General features: G+C 67.2%; 21 protein-coding genes and 1 pseudogene. 12 read left to right on the forward strand and 10 right to left on the reverse strand.

The genetic code is table 11. The features are described 5' to 3' along the window. Positions 1-19: 19 nt before the first annotated feature. From ACQR1I_RS17480 to mgtE, 3 genes are all read right to left on the reverse strand, one after another. Positions 20-838, reverse strand: coding sequence for an aldo/keto reductase (locus tag ACQR1I_RS17480; RefSeq protein ID WP_434866718.1), 819 nt, complete (start codon positions 836-838; stop codon positions 20-22). 74 nt (positions 839-912) lie between these two features. Further along, positions 913-1,203 carry a helix-turn-helix domain-containing protein gene (locus ACQR1I_RS17485; protein ID WP_434866717.1) on the reverse strand — a complete coding sequence of 97 codons (291 nt, stop codon included), beginning with the start codon at positions 1,201-1,203 and terminating at the stop codon, positions 913-915. 80 nt (positions 1,204-1,283) lie between these two features. Next, the gene (gene mgtE / locus ACQR1I_RS17490; protein WP_434866716.1) at positions 1,284-2,702 is read right to left on the reverse strand and encodes a magnesium transporter; all 1,419 of its coding nucleotides are present in this window, start codon (positions 2,700-2,702) and stop codon (positions 1,284-1,286) included. 109 nt (positions 2,703-2,811) lie between these two features. On the opposite strand from mgtE, the gene ACQR1I_RS17495 reads away from it, so the two are divergent. Beyond that, a complete protein-coding gene (locus tag ACQR1I_RS17495; RefSeq protein WP_434866715.1) occupies positions 2,812-3,630 on the forward strand; it encodes a polysaccharide deacetylase family protein in 819 nt (272 codons plus the stop codon). Positions 3,631-3,851: 221 nt separating this feature from the next. Next, positions 3,852-5,042, forward strand: coding sequence for a polysaccharide deacetylase family protein (locus tag ACQR1I_RS17500; RefSeq protein WP_434866714.1), 1,191 nt, complete (start codon positions 3,852-3,854; stop codon positions 5,040-5,042). A gap of 67 nt (positions 5,043-5,109) precedes the next feature. On the opposite strand, the gene ACQR1I_RS17505 is transcribed toward ACQR1I_RS17500, so the two are convergent. The 4 genes from ACQR1I_RS17505 to ACQR1I_RS17520 all read right to left on the reverse strand — a co-directional run bounded on the left by ACQR1I_RS17505 (position 5,110) and on the right by ACQR1I_RS17520 (position 8,623). Continuing rightward, positions 5,110-5,484 (reverse strand): hypothetical protein, encoded by a 375-nt coding sequence (locus tag ACQR1I_RS17505; protein ID WP_434866713.1) that lies wholly within the window; start codon positions 5,482-5,484, stop codon positions 5,110-5,112. 254 nt (positions 5,485-5,738) lie between these two features. Next, a complete protein-coding gene (locus tag ACQR1I_RS17510) occupies positions 5,739-6,977 on the reverse strand; it encodes an NAD(P)/FAD-dependent oxidoreductase (RefSeq protein ID WP_434866712.1) in 1,239 nt (412 codons plus the stop codon). 15 nt (positions 6,978-6,992) lie between these two features. Beyond that, complete coding sequence (locus ACQR1I_RS17515) at positions 6,993-7,115, reverse strand: hypothetical protein (protein WP_434866711.1); 123 nt, start codon at positions 7,113-7,115, stop codon at positions 6,993-6,995. Positions 7,116-7,126: 11 nt separating this feature from the next. Continuing rightward, positions 7,127-8,623 (reverse strand): amidase, encoded by a 1,497-nt coding sequence (locus ACQR1I_RS17520; protein ID WP_434866710.1) that lies wholly within the window; start codon positions 8,621-8,623, stop codon positions 7,127-7,129. A gap of 210 nt (positions 8,624-8,833) precedes the next feature. Here ACQR1I_RS17520 and ACQR1I_RS17525 point away from each other — a divergent pair, with 210 nt between their 5' ends. Next, complete coding sequence (locus tag ACQR1I_RS17525) at positions 8,834-9,499, forward strand: helix-turn-helix domain-containing protein (protein WP_434866709.1); 666 nt, start codon at positions 8,834-8,836, stop codon at positions 9,497-9,499. A 356-nt stretch (positions 9,500-9,855) separates the two neighbouring features. Here ACQR1I_RS17525 and ACQR1I_RS17530 read toward each other — a convergent pair whose 3' ends face one another. After that, entirely contained in the window at positions 9,856-10,827 is a 972-nt protein-coding gene (locus ACQR1I_RS17530; protein ID WP_434866708.1) for an NAD-dependent epimerase/dehydratase family protein, read from the reverse strand. 89 nt (positions 10,828-10,916) lie between these two features. Here ACQR1I_RS17530 and ACQR1I_RS17535 point away from each other — a divergent pair, with 89 nt between their 5' ends. Then, positions 10,917-11,825, forward strand: coding sequence for a LysR family transcriptional regulator (locus ACQR1I_RS17535; RefSeq protein WP_434866707.1), 909 nt, complete (start codon positions 10,917-10,919; stop codon positions 11,823-11,825). Positions 11,826-12,445: 620 nt separating this feature from the next. Here ACQR1I_RS17535 and ACQR1I_RS17540 read toward each other — a convergent pair. Both ACQR1I_RS17540 and ACQR1I_RS17545 read right to left on the reverse strand, forming a co-directional pair. Beyond that, positions 12,446-15,049 (reverse strand): PAS domain-containing protein, encoded by a 2,604-nt coding sequence (locus tag ACQR1I_RS17540; RefSeq protein ID WP_434866706.1) that lies wholly within the window; start codon positions 15,047-15,049, stop codon positions 12,446-12,448. Between the two features lie 453 nt (positions 15,050-15,502). Further along, positions 15,503-15,850 (reverse strand): annotated as a pseudogene (locus tag ACQR1I_RS17545) (YeeE/YedE family protein); the annotation flags it as partial. Between the two features lie 711 nt (positions 15,851-16,561). On the opposite strand from ACQR1I_RS17545, the gene ACQR1I_RS17550 reads away from it, so the two are divergent. From ACQR1I_RS17550 to ACQR1I_RS17585, 8 genes are all read left to right on the forward strand, one after another. Further along, entirely contained in the window at positions 16,562-17,254 is a 693-nt protein-coding gene (locus ACQR1I_RS17550) for an ECF transporter S component (RefSeq protein ID WP_434866705.1), read from the forward strand. Positions 17,255-17,528: 274 nt separating this feature from the next. Beyond that, complete coding sequence (locus ACQR1I_RS17555) at positions 17,529-19,316, forward strand: ABC transporter ATP-binding protein (protein WP_434866704.1); 1,788 nt, start codon at positions 17,529-17,531, stop codon at positions 19,314-19,316. Then, on the forward strand, positions 19,313-20,122 hold the full coding sequence (locus ACQR1I_RS17560; protein WP_434866703.1) for an energy-coupling factor transporter transmembrane component T family protein: 810 nt from the start codon (positions 19,313-19,315) through the stop codon (positions 20,120-20,122). The genes ACQR1I_RS17555 and ACQR1I_RS17560 overlap by 4 nt, the downstream gene beginning before the upstream one ends. Positions 20,123-20,180: 58 nt before the next feature. Then, positions 20,181-20,936 carry an SDR family NAD(P)-dependent oxidoreductase gene (locus ACQR1I_RS17565; RefSeq protein WP_434866702.1) on the forward strand — a complete coding sequence of 252 codons (756 nt, stop codon included), beginning with the start codon at positions 20,181-20,183 and terminating at the stop codon, positions 20,934-20,936. Between the two features lie 15 nt (positions 20,937-20,951). Continuing rightward, complete coding sequence (locus ACQR1I_RS17570) at positions 20,952-21,863, forward strand: NAD-dependent epimerase/dehydratase family protein (RefSeq protein WP_434866701.1); 912 nt, start codon at positions 20,952-20,954, stop codon at positions 21,861-21,863. 15 nt (positions 21,864-21,878) lie between these two features. Next, positions 21,879-22,997 carry a ring-opening amidohydrolase gene (locus ACQR1I_RS17575; RefSeq protein ID WP_434866700.1) on the forward strand — a complete coding sequence of 373 codons (1,119 nt, stop codon included), beginning with the start codon at positions 21,879-21,881 and terminating at the stop codon, positions 22,995-22,997. Beyond that, on the forward strand, positions 22,997-24,220 hold the full coding sequence (locus tag ACQR1I_RS17580) for an FAD-dependent oxidoreductase (RefSeq protein WP_434866699.1): 1,224 nt from the start codon (positions 22,997-22,999) through the stop codon (positions 24,218-24,220). Before ACQR1I_RS17575 ends, ACQR1I_RS17580 begins: the two co-directional genes overlap by 1 nt. Next, positions 24,217-24,723, forward strand: coding sequence for a VOC family protein (locus ACQR1I_RS17585; protein WP_434866698.1), 507 nt, complete (start codon positions 24,217-24,219; stop codon positions 24,721-24,723). The genes ACQR1I_RS17580 and ACQR1I_RS17585 overlap by 4 nt, the downstream gene beginning before the upstream one ends. Positions 24,724-24,794: the final 71 nt, after the last annotated feature.

Raw genomic sequence — 24,794 nt, forward strand, 5'->3', positions numbered from 1 at the left:
CGGCTCGGGCGCGCGCCCCTCAATCCCATTTGGGCGCGAAGGCAAACGTAGTTATGCGCCCCTCGGGGCTGCCCATGGCGAAGATGTCGGCCATGTCCTGCTCGGACAGCTCGAAGTCGAACACCTCGAGATTCTCGGACAGCCGTTCGATCTTCGAGGTGCGCGGGATCGCGACGACGTTCTGTTGCACCAGCCAGCGCAGGCAGATCTGCGCCGGGCTCTTGCCGTGGAACTGGCCGATCCGCGTCAGCGTCGGATCGTTCTTAATCTTGCCCTTGGCGATCGGACTGTAGGCCACCACTGCGAGCCCGTGCCGGGCACAGGCCTCGCGAACCTTGGTCTGGTCCAGATAGGGGTGATACTCGACCTGATCGCACACCAGCGGCTCCGGCGAGACCGCCACCGCCTCGTCGAGCAGGGCGACGGTGAAGTTCGACACGCCGATATGGCGCGCCAGGCCGAGTGTCTTGGCATGCGCCAGCGCGCCGAGCGTCTCTGCCAGCGGCACGTGCGGGTTGGGCCAGTGCAGCAGCAGCAGATCGACCTCGGAGACACGCAGGCGGACCAGGCTTTCCTTGGTCGAGCGCTCGAGATCATTCGGCGCGAAATGCGTCGTCCAGATCTTGGTGGTCAGGAACAGCTCGTTGCGCCGGACGCGCGAGGCGCGCAGCCCCTCGCCGACCTCGTGCTCGTTCTCATAGACCTGGGCGGTGTCGATGTGCCGGTAGCCGAGCGTGAGCGCCTGCTCGACGATGCGGGCGCAGGTGCGTCCGCGCAATTCCCAGGTCCCCAGGCCGAGGGCGGGAATCCTGGCACCGTTGGCGTCGATCATCAGCATGGCCGTGCACTCCAGACGCGTGCAGCATTATGCACGCCACACGCTCACGGTGCCACGCAGGCCGCGTTTTTAGCTTAAGTCTTAGCTAAGGCGGCGAACACCGTGTCGGGCGCGTGGGCGATGACGGTCAGCAAGGCGCGCGCCGGGCCGCGCGGCATCCGTTTGCCCTGCTCCCAGTTGCGAATGGTCTCGACGGGAACGCCGAGCTTGGCGGCGAACTCCTGCTGGGTCAGCTGCACGCGGCGGCGGAGATCGCGAACCTCGAGCGGAGCTGCGGGCGCCGACGACGACGGCGCGAGCGGGAATTCACCGCCATCCCGCAGTTCAACGATTCGTCCGTCCGCCTTCAGCCGCAAGCGTTGCATGATCCGACTCCGTCTCAGGCGACAGTGTCGCCGAGCCGCGTTAAGGCCGGATTAACGATATAAGTCGTTCAGGCACCGTACTATTTCAGGCCGAACCAGAGCGTCGCGATCCCTAAGAAGGAGAAGAAGCCGACGACGTCGGTCACCGTCGTGACGAAGGTCCCAGAGGCGACGGCGGGATCGGCGCGCACCCGCTCGAGCACCATCGGGATCAGGATGCCGCCGAGCGCGCCGGCGACGAGGTTGGAGATGATCGCAAGCCCGATCACGATGCCGAGGCCAGGCGTCTTGAACCAGGCCACCGCGGCGACGCCGGTGATCAGGGCGAAGGCAATGCCGTTGACCAGCCCGACCAGGGCCTCGCGTAGCACCACGCGGGTGGCATTGTTGGCGCCGAGTTCGCGCGTCGCCAGTGCGCGCACCGCGACCGTCATGGTCTGGGTCGCGGCATTGCCGCCCTGGCTGGCGACGATCGGCGCGAGCACGGCGAGCGCCACCATCTGCTGCAGCTGGCCCTCGAACAGGCCGAGTACCGAGGATGCCAGGAACGCGGTGGCGAGGTTGATCAGGAGCCAGTTGAAGCGCCCCTTGGCGATCGTCCAGACGCTGTCGGACAGTTCCTCGTCGCGCGACACGCCGCCGACCGCCTTGAAATCCTCGTCGGCCTCCTCCTCGATGACGTCGACGACGTCGTCGATGGTGATGACGCCGACCAGCCGGTTCTCGGCATCGACGACGGGCGCTGCGACCAGATTGTACTTGCCGAACAGCCGCGCCACCTCGGCGAGATCGTCGGTGACCGTCACGCGGCGGCGGTCTTCGTCGATGAGTTCGGCGAGCGGCACCGGACGCCGCGAGCGCAGCAGCGCATCGAGCGAGACCGCGCCCTGCCAATGCCGCGCGTCGTCCACCGCGTAGATCTCGTAGAAGCGCTCGGGCAGATCGCGCGTCTCGCGCATGTAGTCGATCGCCTGCCCGACCGTCCAGGCGGGCGGAACCGCGATGAACTCGCTCTGCATGCGCCGGCCGGCGGACCCTTCGGGATAGTCGAGGCTGCGCTCGAGCACGTCGCGCTCGGACGGCGGCAGGCGCTCGAGGATCTCCTCCTTGTCCTGTTCGTCGAGGCTTTCCAGAAGCTCGACCGCGTCGTCGGATTCGAGCTCGCGGACACCCTCGGCGACGGTGGCCGGCTCCAGCTCCTCGAGGATTTCCTCGCGGACGGCATCGTCGACCTCGTTCAGCGCCGAGAAGTCGAAATCGGTGCCGGTGAGCTCCACCAGCCGGACACGGTGATCCGGTGCGAGCGCGGCGATCAGGTCGCCGAGATCGGCCTCGTGGAGCTCGGCCACCTCGGCGCGCAGGAACGCCTCGTCCTCGGCCGCGATGGCGGCGGTAATGGTCTCGATGAATTCGGGGCGAATCTCGCCGGATTCGGTGCGCATTCCGGCGCGATCGAGTAGAGTTGCATCTGCAGGGGCAACGTCCGATGTCTCGTTCATGACGTGCCTCACGAGCCTTGAATCAGAGCAACTGGTCTGATTTGTGCTTCACGCATTACATAATCGGCAACGGCGAGTGCAACGGGAAAAGATGTCTCAGGCGCGGTGGATGACAGGATGGGTAAATGCAGCCGGCGCAGCCGCCGCGCTGCTTGCCTGCCACTGCGCCCTCGCCGCACCGGCCGGCTGTCCGCGCGAGGGCACGCTCGGCACCTCCCGGGTCCTCGCCGTCGACCCGACGCAACATCCGCGCATCGGCCTGAAGAGCTTTCCGGACACGCTGCCGCTGCATGATGGCGAGGTCGTCCTGACGTTCGACGACGGCCCCTCGCCGCCGATGACCAACAAGGTGCTCGCGGCGCTCGCCAAGGAGTGCGTGCAGGCGACGTTCTTCCTGGTCGGCAAGCCGGCCTCGGGCCGCGCCGCGCTGGTGAAGAAGATCGCGGCGGAAGGCCACACGATCGGCCATCACAGCTTCACGCATGCGCATCTCGCGCACATTACGCCCGAGCAGGCGGTCGAGGAGATCGACCGCGGCATTGCCGCCGACGAACAGGCGCTCAACGGCGTCGAGACGACGACGCCATCGACGCCGTTCTTCCGCTTCCCCTATTTCGAGTCGACGCCGGCCACGCTCGACCTGCTGGCCTCGCGCGGCATCGCCGTGTTCGGTGCCGACCTATGGGCCAGCGACTGGAACCCGATGTCGCCGAAGCAGACCTTGAACCTGCTGACGAGCCGGCTCAATCAGGCGCGCAAGGGCATCATCCTGCTGCACGATCCGCAGCCGCGCACGGTGGCCATGCTGCCGTCGTTCCTGCGCTATCTCAGGGAACATGGTTATCGCGTCGTCCACGTGGTGCCGGCAAAGCCCGGAGAGCCCGAGCAGCACAGCGAAAGCCCCGCGGACAAGTCAAATGGCGGTTAATCCGCCGTTCAGGGCCGATATCTACCATTGACTGTGCCCATTCCGGCAAGTCCGCCCCTCTTGCAATCCGGCAACAGCCGTGGGCAAACGGGAACGCGGGTCGATGTCATGTCGCGATGGCCGAACATCCCTGCTATGCCTTGGCGGTCGGTTGCCCGCGCCCCTGGCGTTCGACACAACATGGATCATCGACGAGCTTGGCCAAGGGCCGTGAAGAGAACATGAGCAGCGTAGTGCGTGATCGTGCGAAAGCGTGGGCCGGACGGCCATCATGGGTCGCAGTGCTGCTGGGCGCCCTCGCCTGCTTCGCGTCGAGCCCGCGCGCATCGGCCGCCGATTGTCCCGGCCATCCCAACGCGCTCGGCACCTCGCGCATCCTGGTCGTCGATCCTCGTGAGCATCCGCGCATCGGCGCGATGCAGTACAAGGAGACGCTGCCGCTCGCCGATCACGAGGTGGTGCTCACCTTCGACGACGGGCCGCTGCCGAAATACAGCAATCAGGTGCTGCAGATCCTGGCCGACGAATGCGTCCAGGCGACGTTCTTCACGATCGGGCGCCAGGCGCAGGCCAATCCCGAAGGCGTGCGCAAGCTGGCAGCCGCCGGTCACACGATCGCCACGCACAGCTATACCCACCCGCTCAGCTTCAACCGGATGACGCTGGACAAGGTCAAGCCGGAGGTCGATCAGGGCATCGCCTGGACCTCGGCCGCGCTCACCGACCCTTCCGCGCTATCGCCGTTCTTCCGCGTCCCCGGCCTGCTCCGCGGCGACGCGGTCGAAAGCTACGCCGCTTCCCTCGGCCTGCAGATGTGGAGCGCGGACTTCCTGGCGGATGACTGGCGCAACATCTCCGGCGCCAAGGTCCATGAGCTCGCCATCAAGCGGCTGGAAGCGCGCGGCAAGGGCATCCTGCTACTGCACGACATCCACGCGCGCACCGTCGCCGCGCTGCCGAAGATCCTGGCCGACCTGAAGGCGAAGGGTTATCGCATCGTGCACGTGGTGGCGGCAACGCCGGAGCGTCCGGCGACGCCGACCGAGCCCGACGACTGGCTCGTGCATCGTCCGTCCGACGAAACGCCAGTGGCGAAATGGCCCGCGATCGCGCCGGTCGATCTCGCGGGCGCCGATACCAACGCCCGTGCCACGCTCGACGATTTCGGGGTGCTTAGCCTGCCGCCGGCAGCCGAGGCGGAGCGGAAGCAGGTGTGGCCGCGTCCCTCGCTGGGGGCGCGCATGGCAACGGCGCCTGCATTGCCGGCGCCCTCGGCCGATCTGTTTGCCTGGCCGCCCAAGGCTCCGCTGGCCACGTTGACCTCGCAGCGGCGTCAGGTCGCGCGCGTGGAGCGCCAGGCCGTCAAGCCGCCGGCGCGGCCGCTTCGTATCGCCAGCCTGAGGCGGCGCTGATCATCGCCGTCGTGACGTGACGGCCGAGCGCGGATTGCGCCAACTGTCCCCCGCGGTCTGTAACGGGTCAGTTGGTCACGAGCTTGCTGACGCAGAGGATGACGACGGCTGCGAGGAAAAACAGGTCCATATAGGACTTCTTCTCGCCGTCCTTGCGCAGCGAGCCGACGTCGGACATCACCTGCTTGTTGACGACCTGACTGACCGGGCCCTCGCCGAGCATGCCGGCAAGCCGGCGAACGTCGGATTCCAGCCTCTCGATCCGCCCGAAGAAGTGGAAGGTGCGCACCACCGCGAAGGCGCGCATGCCGGCATAGATCAAGACCACCAGCGCAAGCACCGCGCGGTTCTGATATTTCTCGATATAGTTCAGACTGAGAAAGACCGTTGCGAGAAAAACGAAGTTCAAGAAGAAGCGGTAAGCGAGGCCGGCGAAGTTCATCTAATCCCCCACATGACGTTCGGATCACTGGCCGACGACAGAACTCACGATTCGCGCTTCGCCCCCGCGTCCTGGTCTAACCGGCGTCACCTTAGGGAACGCCGGCTTGCGATTTCGTGAAGCGGGAGATTTGCAGTGCGAGAACGGACCGCCTTGGTAAACAATGCGCTGAGCGGACCGTCGAACCGCAGCCTGACATTGCATGCCTCAGGCGCGGCTCGCGCTTTCGTTGCCATCAGCGCGAGGCGCTGCGGCTACGCGCCGAAACGCGCGGGCGAACAGGCGGCGACATCCACGTTCGGCGCTTCGCCGCTCATCAGCTCGGCCAGGATCCGCCCGGTGGCCGGGCCGAGCGTGAACCCCTGGTGCCCGTGGCCGAAATGCAACCACATCCCCTTGTGGCGCGCGGTCTCGCCGACCACCGGCAGCATGTCGGGCATGCAGGGCCGCGTGCCGAGCCAGGGCTCGGGCTCGACCGGCTTGCCGAGATCGATCAGCTGACGCGCGGCGGCTTCGGCCTTGCCGAGTTGCACTGGGGTCAGCTCCGCATCCGGCTCGGACAGCTCCGCGCCGGTGGTGATGCGTACGCCCTTGGCCATCGGGTTCATCAGATAGCCGAATGCGGCGTCACGCAGCGGCAGATCGAGCGGCGCGCCACCGGTATAATGGCGGTGATAGCCGCGCTTGCGCACCATCGGGATGTCGTAGCCGAAGCGCTTCAGGAACGTCGGCGACCACGGCCCGAGCGAGACGACCACGGCCTCGGCCTCGATCCGCCCCTCGTCGGTGACCACGGCCCAGCCGCTGCCCTGTTGCGACAGCGTGGTGGCATCGCCGCGCAACAGCTTGCCGCCGCGGCGCACGAACAGCTCGGCATAGGACGTCACCAGGCTGCCGGGGTCCGACACCGTCCACGGCTCCTGCCAGTGCAGGCCGCCGATGCCGGTTTCGTTCAGGCCGGGCTCGGCCTTGGCCAGCTCAGCCGCGCTGAGCACCTTGAACTTGACGCCGAACGCCTTGCCGACGGCTTCGGCATCCCTGGCTTCCTTGTCGAACTGATCCTGCTTCCGGTGCAGCACGCGGAAGCCGTCGCGGCGCACGAGATTGCCGGCGCCGGCCGCCTCGATCAGCGGCTCGTGCTCGGGTGCGGCGCGCGCGATCAGCTGCGCATAGGTGCGCGTCAGCTCCTCGTGGCGCGCCGGGAATGAGTTCCACCAATATTGCAGCAGCGGCCGCATATGATACGGCAGCGCGGCGAGGCTGTAATGCACGTCGTTGGTGCGCGCCAGCGCGATGTCGAGCACGCCCGCGAGATCGTAAGGCATCGCATAGGGCCTGACGGCCTCGCTCTGGATGATGCCGGCATTGCCGTAGCTGGTCTCGCGGCCCGGCTCCTTGCGGTCGACCAGCGCCACCGACCAGCCCCGGCTCTGCAGATGCAGTGCCGTGCCGACGCCCACCATGCCGCCGCCGAGAACGATCGCGCTTCGCATCGTCATCACTCCTGCTCAGGTCCGCGCCGCCGCGACGACCATGATCTCGATCTTCACATCCGCCATCATCCGCGCCTGCACCGACGCATCCGACATCGTCAGCTGCAATTCCTGTCGATGAGTCACGTCGATGATCATGCCGATGCGCCTCAATCCCACGCCATGTAGCCGGGCGCCTGCGCCAACGGCGGCAGGCCGGCGAGCCGAGCCAGATCAGGCTGCGGACGACGCAGATCAGCATCGCCGGCAAACGCCTGCTCCAGCGCCGCGGCGACACCGAGCACCAGCGCATCGCCGCCGCGCGGGCCGATGATCTGCAGCCCGAACGGCAAGCCATTCTCGTCGAGGCCGAGCGGCAGGCTCAGCGCCGGATGACCGGCCAAAGTCACGGCATACGCCAGCGCCAGCCAATGGAAGTAGGAACGCGTCGGCACACCGTCAATCTCGGCCGGATACAGCTCCGACCACGGCCGCGGGCTCAACGTGATGGTCGGACTGATCAGCACGTCGTGGCCAGCGAAGAAGCTTTGGTAGGACCGGTAGATCCGGGTCTGGTTTGCGCTCGCGCGCGAAAAATCGTCGAGGCTGTAGGACAGCCCCTCCTCGACATTGGCGCGCACGTTCGGACCGAGCATCTCAGGCCGCTCGCGATAGTTCTTGCCATGCTGGGTGAGGAACAGCGACGCCCGCAGCACCGCAAAGGTCTCGTCGGCGCCGCTGCAATCCGGCGTGGCTTCGGCTGCGTCGGCAAACAGCGGCGCGATGCGCGCGACACGGACGCGGAAGGCACGGCGGATCAGTTGTTCGGTCGGCGCGAAGCCAAAGTCCTCGGTGAAGGCGAGCCGCAGCTTGCGCAGCTCAACATTGGGCGGCGTGGCCCAGCGTGCCGCTGCGCCGCGCACCGCCTCGCCCGGTAATGTGTAGGCCAGCGGATCGCGCGCATCGTCGCTGGCCATGACCGAGAGCATCAGCGCGGTGTCGCCGACGTCGCGCGCCATCGGCCCGTCGGTCGACAGGCAAGACCAGCCATGGGCGCGCTTCTCGCTGGCGACCAGGCCATAGGACGGGCGCATGCCGACAATGCCGGAGAAACCGGCCGGATTGCGCAAGGACCCACCGGTGTCGGAGCCCGAGGCCAGCGGAGCCATGCCGCAGGCCAGCGCCACCGCCGAGCCGCCGGAGGAGCCGGCCGCCGAGCGCATCGGATCGAACGGATTGCCGGTGGCGCCGAACACCGGATTGCGGGTGTTGCCGCCGGCGGCCCATTCCGGCGTGTTGGTCTTGCCGAAAATGATCGCGCCGGCCGCGCGCAGCCGCGCCACCGAGGCCTGGTCGGTGGCCGGGACGTTGTCGGCCAGGATCGGACTGCCATAGGTGGAACGCATTCCCGCGGTGTCCTGGGTGTCCTTGATCAGCACCGGCAGGCCGTGCAGCGGGCCCTTGTCCTGCCCGGCCAGCAGCTCGGCCTCGGCCGCCTTGGCCGCCGCGCGTGCCCCCGGCTCGTCGAGCGTGACGACCGCGTTGACCGCCGGGTTGACGGCTGCAATCCGCTCCAGACACGAGTCGAGCAGCGCGACCGGCGAGATCGCCTTTGATTTCAGGAGCTTGACCAGCTCATTGGCAGTTTGATCGCAGATCGACGGCACGGGGGACTTCTCTTTCCAAATCGGAAAACTATTTAGCATATAAGAAATAGAATGCACGAGGGGAAAACGCACAGTTCCACCGCTGTTCATGCATGCCCATGGACCGTGCAGACAGATGATTGATTGTGCTGCGCTTTCGCGCCAGATTGGCCAGCCGGGTCGAGAAACAGCGACATGCCCGATCCGCTAACGGATTTTCCGGAGACCCCAGTGACCGATACCGCCAGCAGCGCGTCAGCCGAAGGCCCCCATTCCCAGCTCGGCCAGTGCCTGAAGGCGGCCCGGCAGGCGCGCGGCCTGACGCTGAAGCAGGTCGCGGAGAAGACAGGGATGGCGTTGTCGACCCTGTCAAAGGTCGAGAACGGCCTGATGTCGCTGACCTACGACAAGCTGCTGCAGCTGACCTCCGGCCTGCAGATGGACATCGCCGAGCTGTTCAGCCCGGCCGCCCCGCGCCCCGAGACCGGTCGGCCGGTGACCGCCCGCCGCAGCATCAGCCGCGCCGGCCAGGGCCAGGTCGTCAACACCCGGTTCTACACCTACACCTATCAGTGCACCGACCTGATCGGAAAGCGGATGGTGCCGATGCTCGCCGAGGTGCGTGCGCGCACGCTCGATGAGTTCGGCCCCCTGCTCCGCCACAGCGGCGAGGAGTATTTCCTGGTCACCCGCGGCACCATCGCCGTGCACACCGAGTTCTACGCGCCGGAGATACTCAACGAGGGCGACGGCATCTACATCGACAGCACCATGGGGCACGCCTACCTCAACGCCGGCGAGGCGGCGTCGGCGCAAGGCGTGTGTCTGTGCACCAGCGAGCAGGCCGATCTGTTCGAGCAGTTGCATCGGATCGCGAAGAAGGATGCGGTGGAGTGAAGGGCGGGCCGCTGCAAGGAGCGCCGCGCCACGGTTCGAGCCATAGCAATCAGCATGAATAGCGGCGGCGCATTCGCGTCGATGCTCTCGCATCGCCTTGAGAACCATGAGGCCAACGGCCGGGCCTCGCCCTTCGAGACGCGCGCCAAGTGGCGCGCTCCTCAGGGTGAGGAGCAGCAGCTTGGCGTGTTCATGGTCGATGTGCAGCGTCAGTCTGGCGCTCGACCCTCATGGTGAGGAGCGTCGCACCACCGGTCGCGCTATCGCAATCAGCATGAATAACGGCGCGTCTCGAACCATGAGGCCACTGCGGCGAGAAGCACCGGCGCTTGTCTTGCACGCCGGTGTCTCGCCACTCAGGATCCGTTGAGTCCGCCCAGCGCCGCCCCCACCGCCTCATCCAGCGACGTTTGCGGTTCCTGTCCCAGCAGTCCAACCAGCCTGCCGTTATCCAGCGCCAAGCTCTTCTGCCACAGCCATCGCATCTCGATCGCCTCGCGCATGAAGCGCACGAAGGGTGCGGCGAACCACAGCACGATCCACGGGAACGGCTTCACCGGCAGGTCGGGCCGGCCCAGCGCGCGGCGGACGGCGTCGGTCATGTCGTGACCGGTCGCGTCGTAGTGGCCGGCGAAATTCAACATCGTGTAGTTCGGCAGATCGGCCCTGATGTCGACGAGGCGCGCAAAAGTCTCGGCGAGATCGGGCACGAACGCCCAGGCATGACCGGCGCCCGGCCGCGCCAGGCGCTGCAGCGACGTGGCCGCGCGGCCGCCTTTCGCCAGCGCCTGCGCGAACCAGGAATTGCCGACTCCAGGGCCGAAGAAGTCCCCGGCCCTGACCGCGATCACGCGGACGCCGTGGTCGCGCGCGGCCTGCTCGAGCATCTCTTCCATCTCGAGCCGCACCTGGCCCTTGCGCGTCGTCGGCTGCCGCGGTGAGGTCTCGCTGACGCGCGCCGGCGACGCCGACGAGTAGACGTAGACGTTCCCGGGAAACACGATGGTCGCACCGGCCGCCTTGGCGGCGGCGATGGTGTTAGCGAGCATCGGCAGCGCCTCCTCGCGCCAGCGCGCATAGCCCGGCGGGTTGACGCCGTGAATGATCAGGCTGGCCCCCTCGGCGGCCGCGAGCACCGAAGCCGCATCGCGCGCATCGCCCTCACGCCACTCGACCGGGAAATCCAGCAGCGGTCGCTGGCCGGGGGGCCTCCGCGTGAGCGCGCGGATGACAAAGCCGCGCCGCGCCAGCGCCTTGGCGATGGCGCCGCCGATCGCGCCGGTGAGGCCGAGGACCAGGGCGGTCGGGGTATTCGTGGCGTGGGACATGGTCGATCTCCTTGCTGTTTCCGGCAATCTGGCCCGCCCCACTCCAAACGAAAATTGCCAATCTTCCTTGAGATGCTATACGTTTTTGTATGAAGACAGAGCCCTCGGACTGGAGCCTGCTGCGCTCGTTCCTCGCGGTTGTCAGGCGCGGCAGCCTGTCGGCGGCGGCGCGCGCCACCGGCCTGACGCAGCCGACCGTCGGCCGCCACATCGACGAGCTGGAAGCCAGCCTCGGTATCGCCCTGTTCACCCGGTCGCAGGCCGGCCTGCTGCCGACCGAGGCGGCGACGGCGCTGCTGCCGCATGCCGAGGCGATGGAGGCGGCGTTCGCGGCCCTGGTGCGCACCGCCAGGACCGGCGGCGATGCACTGCAGCCGCGCGGCGTCGTCAGGATCTCGGCCAGCGAGATCGTCGGCACCTTCGTGCTGCCGGCGATCTTCGCCGACATCCGCCGCCGCTTCCCGGACATCGTCATCGAGCTCGTGCTCAACAACCGCACCGACGACCTGCTGCGGCGCGACGCCGACATCGCGGTGCGAATGGTCCGCCCGGTGCAGGACGGCCTGGTCGCGCGCCGGCTCGGCAACGTTCCGCTGGGACTCTATGCGCACCGCGACTACATCGATCGCTACGGCCTGCCGGAGACGGTCGAGTCGCTCGCCGCGCACCACATCATCGGCTTCGACCGCGACGACCACTCCGCGCGCTCGGTCGCCAGCTCACAGCTGCCGATCTCGCGCGAGCTCTTCTCCTACCGCACCGACTCCGACGTCGCCCAGGTCACCGCCATCGAAGCCGGCCTCGGCATCGGCGGCATGCAGAAGGCCATGGCCCGGCGCAATCCAGCGCTGCTCCCGGTGCTCCCCGACCAGATCACCTTCGAACTCGACTGCTGGCTCGCCGCCCATCAGGACCAGAAGGACTCACCACCGATCCGCGCGATGTTCGATGGCTTGGCAGAGGGACTGAGCCGGTGGATTGGTGAGGGACGGCATTAGTTGGTACGCCGAGATCCCTCTCCACGCCAAACAGGCGTGCGCCCGCAAACTCATTTCTCCCACCCTCTCAACCACATCACCACTGTCCAGTCCTCCCGCGAAAAATATTCCTGTTTCTATTTTCCAGAAATTATGTTTCTCTCTCCCCGTCCCGCCTCGGCACGAGGGGCGTTTCGCGAACGTCACGGCACGCGGGGTGGGATGCGGTGGGCGCGTCGGAGCGCAGCGTGACCAGGTCATGCGGACGAACGTTTCCGATGCGCCGGCGAAATCGTAGGGTCCTGGCCTCCCGGTGCTGAGGTCAAGCTCGCGACAACGCTTTTCGCGTTGCGCGGGTGACGGGGGCAAGACAGCCGGTCCCCGGGGAGAGGACGTATAAGCCGTCAAACCATCGCGCGGGGAATGCCGGGATGTCTCGGCTGAACCTGTGGTACCTGCCGCCTGCATTTTTTTCGCAGGCGGGCCATGGGGGCGGCCAGCTCCCGGCATTCCCTGCGCCCTCGGCTCATTCGAGGGCGAGACCACCGGCACAGCTCGGACGCATCGGCGCCGCGAGGGCGAAGACGTCATGTCCCGGTCGCGCCGCGCGGCAGCCGGATCTCACGCCGACGGCGGCGTGCTCAACTCGCGGCCTTGCCGGCGGCGATCCTGCCGGCCAGCGCCGAGGCGATCGCCTCCGACAGCTCGCCGAGACGGAAGGGCTTCGCGAGCAGCCGCGTCGTGGCGCGGAACTCCTCCGGCACCAGCGAGGGATCGGCGAAGCCGGACATGAACAGGATCGGCAGCTCCGGCCAGCGGCGGCGCGCCTGCTGCGCGAGCTCGATGCCGGTCACGCCATCCGGCAGCACGATGTCGGTCAAGAGCAGCGCGATCGGCTGCGGCCGTTCCAGTTCGACGATCGCGGCGGCCGCGCTGGTGACGACGACCGGGACGTAGCCCATGGAGCTCAGCATGGTGGAGGCCATGGCGCAAACCAGCGGATTGTCCTCGACGACGAGGATGCGCTCGCCGGTCACAGATCGCGGCAGCCGGATCGTTCCGCCGCGGGGACCCTCGAGGGGGCCGGGGCCGGCACTCGGCAGATACAGCGTGACGCGCGTGCCCTCGGCCACGCGGCTCGCGATGACCGCGGTGCCGCCGGATTGCCTGGCGAAGCCGTACACCATGCTCAGCCCGAGCCCGCTGCCCTTGCCGAACTCCTTGGTGGTGAAGAACGGCTCGAAGGCGCGGCGCGCGACCTCGGGCGGCATGCCGGCGCCCTTGTCCGACACCGCAATGGTGACGTATTCGCCAGCCGCGATGCGCTCGTCGCCGTCATCGAGCGGCTGGTCGAGCACGGCATTGGCGGTCGTGATCGTCATGCGGCCGCTGCCGGCCATCGCGTCGCGCGCGTTGAGCGCGAGGTTGAGCAGCGCATTCTGCAGCTGCGTCGAATCGATCAGGCACCGCCACAGCATCGGCTCCTGCGCCAGCTCGATCTCGACGGTCTCGCCGAGCGTCCGCTGCAGGATCGTCGTCATCCCGCTGACGAGCTCGTTGACGTCGGTGACCTGCGGCCGCAGCGTCTGCTTGCGGGCGAAGGCGAGCAGGCGGCGGTTGAGATCGGCGACGCGCTCGGCCGCCTCGATCGCGCGCTCGACCATGCCGCGGGCGTCGTCCTCGGCGGGCGGCAAGGTGTCTAGCAGCAGATCGAGATTGCCGAGCGCCGCCGCCAGCATGTTGTTGGAGTCGTGCGCGATGCCGCCGGCCAATTGCCCGATCGCCTCCATCTTCTGCGCCTGGCGCAGTTCGTCCTCGATGCGCCTCCGCTCGGTAATGTCGACCGACAGCACCAAATATCCGCGCACCGCGCCGTCCTGGCCGCGGTCGGGCACCCGGATGGTCTCGCACCATCGCTCGCGGCCGTCGGGAAACACCAGCCTCTCCTCGCCGCGAATGGTCTTGCCGGCGAGCACGGCCTCGATCTTCAGCTGCGCCTCGGCCGCGCGGGAGGAATCGATGAAATCGTCGATGCGGCGGCTGCGCATGGCCTCGGCGGGGGCGCCGGCGTACCATTCGCGCGCGACGCGGTTGGCGTAGCGGATGCGGCCATCGGCATGCACGTGCACGATCAGCGCAGGAACGTTCTCGGTGACCAGCTGATGCTGCTCGAGATTGTCGCGCATCGCCCGCTCCGAGCTCGCGCGCAGCTGCCATTGCCGCGCCAGGCCGAGACCGAAGCCGATGATCAGCAGATTGAGCGCCGCGGCGGCCAGGCTGTAGTACAGCGCGTTATTCTTCCAGCCGGCCAGATACTCGATCGGATGCCGCGCCACGGTCACCACCAGCGGCAGACCGGCGACCCGCCGATAGCTGATGCTGCGCGAGATTCCGTCGGTGACCCCGCTGCCTTCGAAGCTTCCGTAAGGTGCCTGCGGAAGGTGGTACGTGAACAGCTTGTTGGTCCTGACGTTTCGTCCGGCCAGCGCGTCGGCGTTGGGCGTGCGCAGCAGGATGGTGCCGTCGTCGCGGTACAGCGTCACGCTGCCGCGCTCCCCGACATTCAGGGACAGGAAGAATTTCCGCAGATTGTTGTAGTCGATGGGCACGAACACGACGCCGCCGAACCGTCCGTCCCGCGTGAAGAACGCGCGGCTGACGGCGATGACCATGGTCTTGCGCACGCGGGATTCGACCGGCACGTCGATGAAGAGCCCGCGACGGGGATCATCGCGCTGAGCCTGGTAGTAGGTGCGATCGGCGAAATTCTGTTCGCGGCCAGGCCCGCCATTGCCGAGACTGTCGGCCAGCAGCTTGCCCTCGGCATCGAGAACGACGATCGCATTCGCAACCGGGTATGGCGCCGCACGCTGTTTCAGATCCTCGATCAGCGCCGGATTGCCGGGGGTCTGAAGCGACGGATTCTTCGCCAGATTGTCGATGGTCGTGCTCAACAGAACGTCGACGGCCTGGATGTTGCGCAGCATGTATTCTTCGAGCGCGCGGGCGAGATCGCCATTGGCGGCTTCGATCGATCGATAGGTCTCCCAGTAGTTCACCGACAGCATGTGGGCGACGAACGCATCGCACAAGATCGCCAGCACGAGGCCGCTGAGGACGATGATGCGCGGCGTCCAACGCCGGTCCATGGCGGACCGCGGTGCGCTCCTGGTCAGCGCGGCAAGGGTTCCCGTCCGCTGCGCAGCGGTCCGCTCCTCGACTCTCGCTTTGGTGTTGTCCAACATGGCGCCAGGAAGTCGTCGAGCAGGTCGTCGAGCAGGTTGATCGTTGATTTGATCGGCGCGGCTCGTCGGCTCATGGTGATAAATTGTGTCGAGTTCTACGTCTCGGAAGCCCATGCCGCGCGATGCACGTCGCGATCACCGGATAGCATGCTTTGCGCTGCGATGTCATCTGTGGCGCGATCCGGCCGAGGACCCGGTACAACCGGCGGGCGAACCGAGGCCAATGCCGCCTTGGCCACGGTTTCGGCCGCCGCCGAGATCGACGTTGAGACCGAAGATGCTGCCGCCGATCATCAGATAGTCGTCTGCGGACGTTCCGATCAACGGCACGTCGAGCGGGAATCCCTGGTTCGAAACGTCGACCGGGCTTGCCGCCGTTCCCGACACGAGCAGGTCGACCTGGTCGCTGAACTGCAGCACTTCCACGTTGGTCAGCGTGTCGGTGCCGTCGCGTCCGGCCGCCCAGCCGCCGGCCAGCAAGCGCCGCATGCCGCGCCCGTCCGAGAAGCCTTCGAGATTGAGCTCACGCGCCAGCGCGGCGGCGACGAACGAGGCGAGGACGCCCGGAATGATGCCGAGGTCGAAGCCCGGCTTCAGCTGCGGGCTGGCCAGCACCTGCATCAGGAGCTCGGCGGACGGGCCGCTGAAGGTCAGGCCTTTCAGCACCATCGGCGCGAACGAGGCCTGGGCGAACTGATACGTCAGCAGCCAGCCCGCGGCGACTGCCCCGCCCGCGGCCACGGCCGAGCGCAGGATCTTCGTGCCGACCTGAAACTTGGACACCTCGGCAAATCCGGTGAGCGCTGTGCCCGCGGGCACGCGGCAGCTGTCGCTCTCTCTCACTGCGCCTGGTTCCAAGCTTAGTGGACGCGCATCATGACTGCACAACTACACGACAAACAGCTCAAGATTCGATCTTGACGCAGGCGTCAGGATCGAATGTCCTTCTCAAATCTTGGGGGCTCTTGCGCCCCCTCGCGTTCCGAGATGACCGGCCTTCGCCGGCATGAGTCCGTTTGCGCCGGTTCTCCATGAAGACACCGCTCATGGTCGACGGGCAGCGCCTGGCTCGGTGCCAACTCTTGCCCATGAGCACGCTGCTCGTGGTCAACGTGCAGCTCCGAGTTCGGAGCCGGCCCGTTATGATGAGAGCCGCTCCCGAGCTTCTTCCCTCAACTCATCAGGTCAAAGCCACCGACAGGTTTCGCGTCCCTGCTCGCTCGTGCCGGCGATGCAATCCACGCGTGACATTTGATCTTCACAACTGAACAAGATCGCAGCTTGCTATTTATTTGTTCAACAAAGCATTGCTTTGATCACATCTTCAACTGGCGCTTTGAACAAGTCGTGATCATCATTTGCTGGCGATCGGACAGAAGACGTGGCGTCGCGACACATGCGCGCGACACCGGGTACCCACGCCGTCGAGCTCGAATCGTCGCAGGCGCGGCGTCGACAACAACGGGCCGCCTGCGGTTTGGCATTCACTCAAACTGCGAGGGGGTTCATCCCATGACTGTTGGCGTCCTCTATCTGATCGTGGCCGCAATCGGCATCTTGCTGGCGGCGATCGCCTATTTCCTCAACCGCACCAGCGGAAAGTTCTTCATCGCCTTCACGCTAATGGAGATCGTCATCATGGCGATCATCGGCGTCATCAACGGCGTGCTGGGAACGCCCAACGCGATGCTCGGACGCCTGTTCATGACCTTCTCCGGCAGCTACGGCTTCCTCGCCTTCGCCGCGATCTGCGGCGGCTTCTACATCGCCGGTCCGCTGTGCGGCTACATCATCCGCAAGCCCGGGGCGGCGACGCTCGCCGAGACCATGAACGGCGTGGCGCAGGTGCTGTCCGGCAATCCGAACGGCGTCATGGTGCTGGGCGCGGGCTTCCTGCAGGGCTTCATGTCCGATTTGGGCTTTGCCTTCTTCGGCTATCGCAAATGGACGATGTCCGTGCTTGCGCTATCCGGCGCGCTCGCTCCGTTGCTCCAGCAGATTCCGGAAGTCTACTTCTTCGGCGTCGGTGACATGGGCATCAGCTACAACCTGCTGGCCCTGGTCATCCGCATGGTCAGCGGCGCGGTCTATGCCATCATTCTCGTCAAGCCGATCGCCCATGCGCTGGCCCGCGCCGGCGTGCTGCGCGGCACCGCCTTGGCCTCGGCAGAGGCACCGACCCGGATGCAGAGCTCGCCGGCCTGAGCGGGCAACGACTGAGGTTGCAGTCCCGTCCGGTCGCGCAGCAGCCGCTGCCTGACCGGACGGCGGCTGCCGCCGATGCCGATCCGGATCTCCACGCCGGGATTGCCAAGCCAGAGGCGCAAGCCAGCCCCATCCGGCCATGCGTCGCGGGACAAAGCGTTGAGGGAATATGAGCATCGCTTCCTTTGGAGCCGATCAGTCAGCTGCCATTGCCGTCCCCAGCGACACCGACGCGGCGCCGCCGGTAGCGCCTGGTCCGGTCTCCGAGAGCCCAATGACCACGCCGGACGCGACCACCTTCGCCGTCGACATCCGCAATGTCTCCTACGCCTACGAGGGCGAGAGCGACGACGTGCTGCGCGACGTCTCCTTGCGCGTCAGCGACGGCGAGTTCGTCCTGATCCTCGGCCCGAGCGGATGCGGCAAGAGCACGCTGCTCCAGCTCATGAACGCGACCATCCCGCACACGCTCAAGGGGCGCCTGAGCGGCGACGTCTCGATCTGCGGCAAGCCGATCGTCTCGACCCGGATCGCGAGCTTCGCCACCGAGGTCGGGATGGTGTTCCAGGATCCCGATGCGCAGATCATCAATACCCGGGTCCGCGACGAGGTCTGCTTCGGTCTCGAGAACCTCTGCCGCCCTGCGTCGGACATCGTAGAGCGGCAGCGCGAGGCGCTCGCCTTCGTCGGTCTCGACGGCTTTGGCGATCGGTCGATCTTCGATCTCTCCGGCGGGCAGAAGCAGCGCGTCAGCATCGCCGCGGTGCTCGCCTCGAGGCCGCGCCTGCTGGTGCTCGACGAGCCCACGGCCAATCTCGATCCCGCCGGAATGGCCGAGATCTTCGCCGTGCTCGAACGCCTTAACCGCGAAGCCGGTACCACCATCGTGATGGTGGAGCATCGCGTCGACGAGCTCGCCGGCAAGGTGTCGCGGGTCGTGATGATGGATCGTGGCGCGGTCATCTTCGACGGCGGACCGCGCGAGGCGTTCTCGCGCCGCCGCGCCGCCTCGTCGGAAGAGCACGCCGCCGTCCCCACCAGCGCCTGGTTTCCGCAGGCCTGCGAGTTCGCCCTGGCGCTCGGCGAGCGTCTCGGCACACCGGTCGAAGCCGCCGACATGCCGCTCGATGTCGACGAGGCCGTCACCTTCGCCGAGCGCCAGCTCGGGCGAGCCTCGGTGAGCGAGCCATTGCCGGCCGCGGCCCCCGCGCGCCCGACTGCCGGCGGCGGTCCTGCCTTCCTCAAGGTGCAACAGCTCAGCTTTGCCTACGAGAAACATCTGCCGATCCTGAGCGACATCTCGTTCAGCCTCGGACGCGGCGAGATGGTCGCACTGTGCGGCCGCAACGGCTCCGGCAAGACCACCCTCGCCCGCCTGCTGATGCATATCAACGCGCCGGCGCGCGGCATGATCTGGCTGGATGACAAGGATGTCGCCGACCTCAGCGCGCGCGATATCTCGGCCGAGATCGGCTACGTCTTCCAGAATCCGGATCATCAATTCGTCACCGACCGCGTCTGGGACGAGATCGCCTATGGCCTCAAGGTCCGCAACTATGCCGACTCCGCTATCGAAGAGCGGGTCGGCGAGGTGCTCGACATCGTCGACCTCACGCGCTACCGCGACCGCTCGCCCTTCAGCCTGAGCCTCGGCGAACGCCGGCGCCTCAGCGTCGCCACCATGCTGGTGCTCGAGCCGCATCTGCTGGTGCTGGACGAGCCGACCATCGGTCAGGATCATGAGCGCGCCCAGCAATTGATGGGGCTGATGGCGCGACTGCGCGAGCGCTATCGCACCACGATCCTGATGATCACCCATGACGTCCGCCTGGTCGCGGAATGGGCCGACCGGGCGCTGGTGACCGGCGGCGGCCGGCTGCTGTTCGATGGCACACCGGACGCAATGTTCGCCGACGACGCGCTGATCGCCGAAGCCGGTTTACTCACGCCGCCGATCTACGAGATCAGCAAGGCGCTCGCCGACCGGCACCCGGGAAGCGCGCTGCAGCCGACATTGTCGCTGCAGCATCTGGCGGACAGTGTCGGAGGCAGCAGCGCATGAGCAGATCCACCGCGTTTCAGTTTCGCGCCGGCAACTCGTTCTTCCATCGCCTCGACCCGCTGACACGGCTGGTCTGGCTGCTGGCGATCTCGTTCCTGGCATTCGGCGCCTATATCGCCTGGGTCCAGATCGTGATCACGCTCGCCGTGCTGTTCGCCGCCTTCGTCCTGGCGCGGCTGTCGGTCGTGTCGGTGTTCCGCAGCACCTGGCTGTTCGGTCTCGCCTGTCTGAGCTTTCTGGTGATCCAGACTCTGACGCTTCCCGGCAGCCACGTCGCCTTCCACATCCTGGGCCATCCGATCTACGCCGAGAGCGCCGATTATGCGCTGGCCTCGGCGCTGCGCATCTACACCATCATCCTTTCATCCCTGGTGTTCGTGCGGACCACCGATCCGCGCGAGCTCGCGATTGCCCTGGTCACCCAGATGGGCGTGCCCTACCGCATCGCATACTCGTTCTTCATCGCGCTACGCATCATTCCGACCATCGAGGAGGAGATCAAGCTGATCCGCGCCGCCCAGTCGGTGCGCGGCGTGGTGCGCGAGCGCAGCATCGCCGGCCGGATCGGCGAAACCAAGCGCTACGCCATGCCGCTGCTGGTCGGCAGCCTGCGCAAGGCCTCGATGATGGTGATGTCGATGGAGGCCCGCGCATTCGGCGCCTACCCGCAGCGGACCTTCGTCGAGGCGCCGCGGATGTCGGCGGTCGGCATCGCCGTGTGCGCGATCATGCTTGCGCTGGTGATCAGCTGGTACGCCGCGCTCGCGCTCGGCTACGTCCATTCCTTCTACGTGCTGTCGTCCTGACGCTGCCGCACGGACCTCACCGTTTCGATCTCCTCACTGACTTATTGGATGACACGCCATGACCACTCCTCCCCAATTTAATGGCCAGATCGCAATCGTGACAGGCGCCGGAAGCGGCATCGGCTTTGCCACCGCCGAGGGCCTTGCCGCTGGTGGCGCCACGGTGATCTGCGTCGACTGGAAGGCGGCCGAGGACGCCGCGACAGCGATCCAGAAGACGACGGGCGGCGAGGCGATCGGCGTCACGCTCGACGTCCGCGATGCCGCCGGCTGGACGGCGCTGGTCAAGGACGTGACCGAACGGCACGGCCCGATCGACATCCTCGTCAACAATGCAGGGATCGCGGTGCCCGGCGACACCGCCGCCGACGTCTCCGAGGACGTGTGGGATCGCATTCTCGACATCAACGCCAAAGGCGTCTGGCTCGGCATGCGCGCCGTGCTGCCGGGCATGCTCGCGCGCCGGCACGGCAAGATCTGCAACGTGGCCTCGACCGCCGCCCATATCGGCCTGCGCGACGCCGCCGCCTATTGCGCCTCGAAAGGGGCGGTGCTCGCGCTCACGCGGCAGGCGGGCGTCCAATACGCGCCCTACAACGTCCAGATCAACTCCGTCTCGCCGGGAACGACCATGACCGGGCTGCAGCGCGACGTCACCGAGGCCCAGCGGGCGGCGTTCCTGCCGCTGACGCCGATCGGACGCTTTGCGGAATCGCCGGAGGTCGCCGCAGCCATCCTGTTCCTGGTCTCAGGTGGATCCTCCTTCATCGCCGGCTCCGATGTCAGCGTCGACGGCGGCATGGTCGCGCTCTGAGCCGAGAGGGCCGAAATGAGAGTCCTGCTCACCGGTGCTGCCGGCCTGATCGGCATGGCCCTGCGCCCTGCTTTGACGGCGCGCGGCCACTCGGTCCTGGCCACAGACATCGTTGGGTTCGGCAAGGATGATCCCGAGCTCCGGCTGATGCGGCTCGATGATCGCGCGCAGCTCGAGCATGCCGTTGCCTCCGGGCAGATCGAGGCGATCATCCATTGCGGCGCCATCTCCGGGCCGATGATGGCGCGCGGCCAGCCGATGAGCCTCGTTGCCGCCAATATCGACACGACCGCCCTGCTGCTCGACATCGCACGCGCGCACGGCCTCAAGCGCGTCGTGTTCTGCTCATCGATCAGCGTCTACGGCGATGTCGGCGCCGCCGTGATCACCGAGGCGACACCGCTGCGGCCGACCTCGGTCTACGGCGCCACCAAGGTCGCCTGCGAACAATTGATCCGGGGCTTTGCCGCCGAATATGGCCTGTCGGGCGTCAGCCTGCGCATCGGCCGGGTCTATGGTCCCTACCGTCGTGCCAACTGCCATCTCAAGACGATGATCCAGGACGCCGAACGCCAGGCGGAAACCGAAATCCCCTGCGATCCCGGCTTCGTCTATCACTACGTCTATGTCGACGATGTCGCTGCTGCTGTCATCACCGCGCTGGAGGCGGTCGAGCTGCCGCATCGCGAGTACAATGTCGGCTCGGGCGAGGCGCTGACGATGCCCGAGATCGTCACGGCGGCCGAACGCGTGCTTCCCGGCCTGCGCGCCCGCCTCGTGGCGGGCGCCGATGACGTGCCTGATGTTCAGATCAGCTTCGATGTCGCGCGCATCGCCGGCGATCTCGGCTGGACGCCACGCTTCTCGATCGCCGACGGGCTCGCTGCCTATCGCGCGGCGATCCGTGCCGGCGCTGCGGCGCCATGACATGACGGCCGCGCCATGAGGACCGCACGGATCTTTCGCCTCGGCATGGCCCACCCCGGCGATCTCTCCGAACTCGACGCCTTGATCGCGGCCGGTACGATCCGCGCGTCCGAGATCGTTGCCATCATCGGCAAGACCGAGGGCAATGGCGGCGTCAACGATTTCACCCGCGGCTTCTTCACCCAGACGGTGATGATGCGGCTGTCGGAGCAGCTGCAGCGGCCCGCCGACGAGCTGGTGCACGAGATCCCCTGCGTGCTGTCAGGTGGCACCGAAGGCGTGATGAGCCCGCACTACAGCCTGTTCTGCGTCAGCGAGAGCGAGGCGCCGCAACCGCAAACAGCTGCGCTCGCCATCGGCACCGCCTTCAGCGCCGCCATGCCCGTCCATGAGATCGGACGCCGCGCTCATGTCGAGAGCGTCGCCGCGACGGTCCGCCAGGCGATCGCAGCCGCCGGCATCACGCGGACCGAGGACGTGCATGTCGTCCAGGTCAAATGCCCCTGCGTGACGGCGGCGCGGGCTGCGGCGGCGATCGCGGCCGGCCAACCGCCGGTGACCACGGATCCGAACCGGTCGATGGCGCTGGCGCGCGCCGCAGGCGCGTTCGGCGTTGCGCTGGCGCTCGGCGAGATCGGCGCCGACGACTTCACCGACGCCTCGCTGCTGAGCGAATTCTCCCTGCAATCGCCGCGCGCCAGCATCTCCTCGGGCGTCGAGGTCGAGAGCAACGAGGTGGTCGTACTCGGCAACAGCGTGAGCTGGACCGGCCCGCTCAGAATCGCGAGCCGGCCGATGGCGGATGCGCTCGACATCGGCGCGATCACAGCCGTGCTCGCCGATCTCGGCCTTGCCGCTGCGCCCCAGCTCGCCAAGACCGATGCCGATCGTGTGGCCACGGTGCTAGTGAAATGCGAGCCGGACCGGCGCGGGCTGATCCGGGGGCATCGCCACACCATGCTCGACGACACCGACATCAACGCCCAGCGCCACATCCGCGGCGCCGTCGCGGGCCTCGTCGCAGGCGTGATCGGCGACGGCCGCATCTTCGTCTCCGGCGGCGCCGAGCACCAGGGTCCGGACGGCGGTGGCCTCATTGCAGTGATCGCCGCGCCGGCGGGAGCGCAAAGCTGATGCGGATCGTCATCATCGGCGCCGGCGTCGCGGGCTGCGTGCTGGCCCGGCAGCTGGCGCAGCTCGACGGCGCCGAAGTGATCTGCCTCGAGCGTGTCGCCCACGGCGATCATGCCGAGGCCGGCACTGGGCTCAATATTGGCCCCAACGCGGTTAAGGCGCTGCACGCCGTCGATCCTGACCTGGCCGCACAGATCACCGCGGCCGCCTTGCCATGGGCCAACTGGCGGATCTGTCTCGCCGACGGCACGCTGCTGTTCGACCTGCCGCTGCGCGAGGTCGCCGACCATCAGGGATGGCGCATCCGCTGGTCGGAGCTCTATCACGTCCTGCGCGACGCCGCGGGCGCTGTCGTCGCGTACGGCTGCGACGGAATCGAGATCGAGCGCGCCGCGTCGGATCCGCGCCGAAGCGCGGTGAGCTGGCAACAGGGCGGCCGTCCTTGCCGCCTCGACGAGGTCGACCTCGTGATCGCTGCCGACGGCCGCTATTCGGAGGTCCGCCGCAGCGTCTCCGGTCCGCCGCCTCAGCGCCTGGTCGGCGTCGCGATCTCGCGCACGCTGGTGCCGGATACGTCGGACGGATTGATCGACGACTACGCGCAATGGTTCAACGGCCCCAACCGCCTGCTCGCCTTTCGCGTTCCGCCCGATCACGTCTACATCGCCAGCGCGTTTCCGATCGCGCCGGAGGCGCCGATCGACGATGCGCTGAAGACGCCGGCCGCGCTGCGTGCCGCCTTCACCCCGCAAGCGGGAGCGCCATGTGCTGCCGTCGGCTGGATGGTCAAGCGCCTGAGCGAGACCATCAGCGGCACGCATTGGGCGCGGATGCAGGAGCATGACCCGCTCTACCGCGCCGCCGATCGCAACGTGCTCTATCTCGGCGATGCCGCCCACGGCATGGTGCCGACGCTCGGCCAGGGAGCGACGCAGGCGATCGAGGACGCAGCCACGGCCGCGTCGCTGATCGCGCAGCGCTGGCATGGCGGCGACCGCGACGTGCGGCAATGGCTGGATGCGATCGCCGCGACGCGCATGGAGCGCATCCGCTTCGTGATGGCGTTCTCGCTGGCCGCGACCGATACGATGCTGGCCGGCGCCGATCCGGTCGCCGGCACGTTGCAGAAGAATGAGCCGCCGTTCCGCCGCAGGCTGCAACGCCTGTACCGCGACATCGGCTGGCCGCAGCCATCCCATCTCGAGCGAGGAGAGATCGCATGAGCACATCCACGACCAGCCTGCCGGCGGCCACCATCCACGGCCTGTTCCACATCGCCATCAAGACCGAGGACCTCGCCGCCACGGTCAAATTCTGGACCGAGGTGATTGGCCTGCGCGCCGTCGACCGGCCGGATTTCGGCTATCCCGGCGCTTGGCTCGGCTGCCCACAGCCGGGCGGACTCGCGATCATTCACATCTATGCCGGGGGACCGGCGCTCGGGCCGAGCGGCAAGGCCGAGACCGGCACGGCCGCCATCGATCACGTTTCGCTGTCATGCTCCGGCTATCGCGCCTATGTCGCGCGCTTCAAGGAGAACGGACTCGACTGGCGCGAATTCCTGGTGCCAGGCACCACGCTCTGGCAGCTGTTCGTCTATGACCCCAACGGCGTGCAGCTCGAGCTCACCTTCGAGGGCAGAATCGAGGGAGACGAGACACCGGACATGTCGCCCGGACGCGCCTATGTCGCCGGCGCCAGCTTTTTCAGCAAGGCGAAGGCCTGACCACATCCGTCGCGCGCGCGAAGCGTGATCGTCCGCGCAGCAAGATGGTCGCGCTCGACCAGAGCCCGATT

It is taken from the genome of Bradyrhizobium sp. HKCCYLS2038, assembly GCF_051167655.1.
Classification (GTDB): Bacteria; Pseudomonadota; Alphaproteobacteria; order Rhizobiales; family Xanthobacteraceae; genus Bradyrhizobium.

What these genes read in the sequence shown, in the direction of transcription:
- ACQR1I_RS17530 (WP_434866708.1), bottom strand. Translation starts at nt 10,827, where the DNA reads ATGTCCCACGCCACGAATACCCCGACCGCCCTGGTCCTCGGCCTCACC.
- ACQR1I_RS17500 (WP_434866714.1), top strand. Translation starts at nt 3,852, where the DNA reads ATGAGCAGCGTAGTGCGTGATCGTGCGAAAGCGTGGGCCGGACGGCCA.
- ACQR1I_RS17575 (WP_434866700.1), top strand. Translation starts at nt 21,879, where the DNA reads ATGAGGACCGCACGGATCTTTCGCCTCGGCATGGCCCACCCCGGCGAT.
- ACQR1I_RS17565 (WP_434866702.1), top strand. Translation starts at nt 20,181, where the DNA reads ATGACCACTCCTCCCCAATTTAATGGCCAGATCGCAATCGTGACAGGC.
- ACQR1I_RS17560 (WP_434866703.1), top strand. Translation starts at nt 19,313, where the DNA reads ATGAGCAGATCCACCGCGTTTCAGTTTCGCGCCGGCAACTCGTTCTTC.
- ACQR1I_RS17570 (WP_434866701.1), top strand. Translation starts at nt 20,952, where the DNA reads ATGAGAGTCCTGCTCACCGGTGCTGCCGGCCTGATCGGCATGGCCCTG.
- mgtE (WP_434866716.1), bottom strand. Translation starts at nt 2,702, where the DNA reads ATGAACGAGACATCGGACGTTGCCCCTGCAGATGCAACTCTACTCGAT.
- ACQR1I_RS17485 (WP_434866717.1), bottom strand. Translation starts at nt 1,203, where the DNA reads ATGCAACGCTTGCGGCTGAAGGCGGACGGACGAATCGTTGAACTGCGG.
- ACQR1I_RS17505 (WP_434866713.1), bottom strand. Translation starts at nt 5,484, where the DNA reads ATGAACTTCGCCGGCCTCGCTTACCGCTTCTTCTTGAACTTCGTTTTT.
- ACQR1I_RS17550 (WP_434866705.1), top strand. Translation starts at nt 16,562, where the DNA reads ATGACTGTTGGCGTCCTCTATCTGATCGTGGCCGCAATCGGCATCTTG.
- ACQR1I_RS17580 (WP_434866699.1), top strand. Translation starts at nt 22,997, where the DNA reads ATGCGGATCGTCATCATCGGCGCCGGCGTCGCGGGCTGCGTGCTGGCC.
- ACQR1I_RS17480 (WP_434866718.1), bottom strand. Translation starts at nt 838, where the DNA reads ATGCTGATGATCGACGCCAACGGTGCCAGGATTCCCGCCCTCGGCCTG.
- ACQR1I_RS17515 (WP_434866711.1), bottom strand. Translation starts at nt 7,115, where the DNA reads ATGATCATCGACGTGACTCATCGACAGGAATTGCAGCTGACGATGTCG.
- ACQR1I_RS17585 (WP_434866698.1), top strand. Translation starts at nt 24,217, where the DNA reads ATGAGCACATCCACGACCAGCCTGCCGGCGGCCACCATCCACGGCCTG.
- ACQR1I_RS17535 (WP_434866707.1), top strand. Translation starts at nt 10,917, where the DNA reads ATGAAGACAGAGCCCTCGGACTGGAGCCTGCTGCGCTCGTTCCTCGCG.
- ACQR1I_RS17510 (WP_434866712.1), bottom strand. Translation starts at nt 6,977, where the DNA reads ATGCGAAGCGCGATCGTTCTCGGCGGCGGCATGGTGGGCGTCGGCACG.
- ACQR1I_RS17555 (WP_434866704.1), top strand. Translation starts at nt 17,529, where the DNA reads ATGACCACGCCGGACGCGACCACCTTCGCCGTCGACATCCGCAATGTC.
- ACQR1I_RS17540 (WP_434866706.1), bottom strand. Translation starts at nt 15,049, where the DNA reads ATGTTGGACAACACCAAAGCGAGAGTCGAGGAGCGGACCGCTGCGCAG.
- ACQR1I_RS17495 (WP_434866715.1), top strand. Translation starts at nt 2,812, where the DNA reads ATGACAGGATGGGTAAATGCAGCCGGCGCAGCCGCCGCGCTGCTTGCC.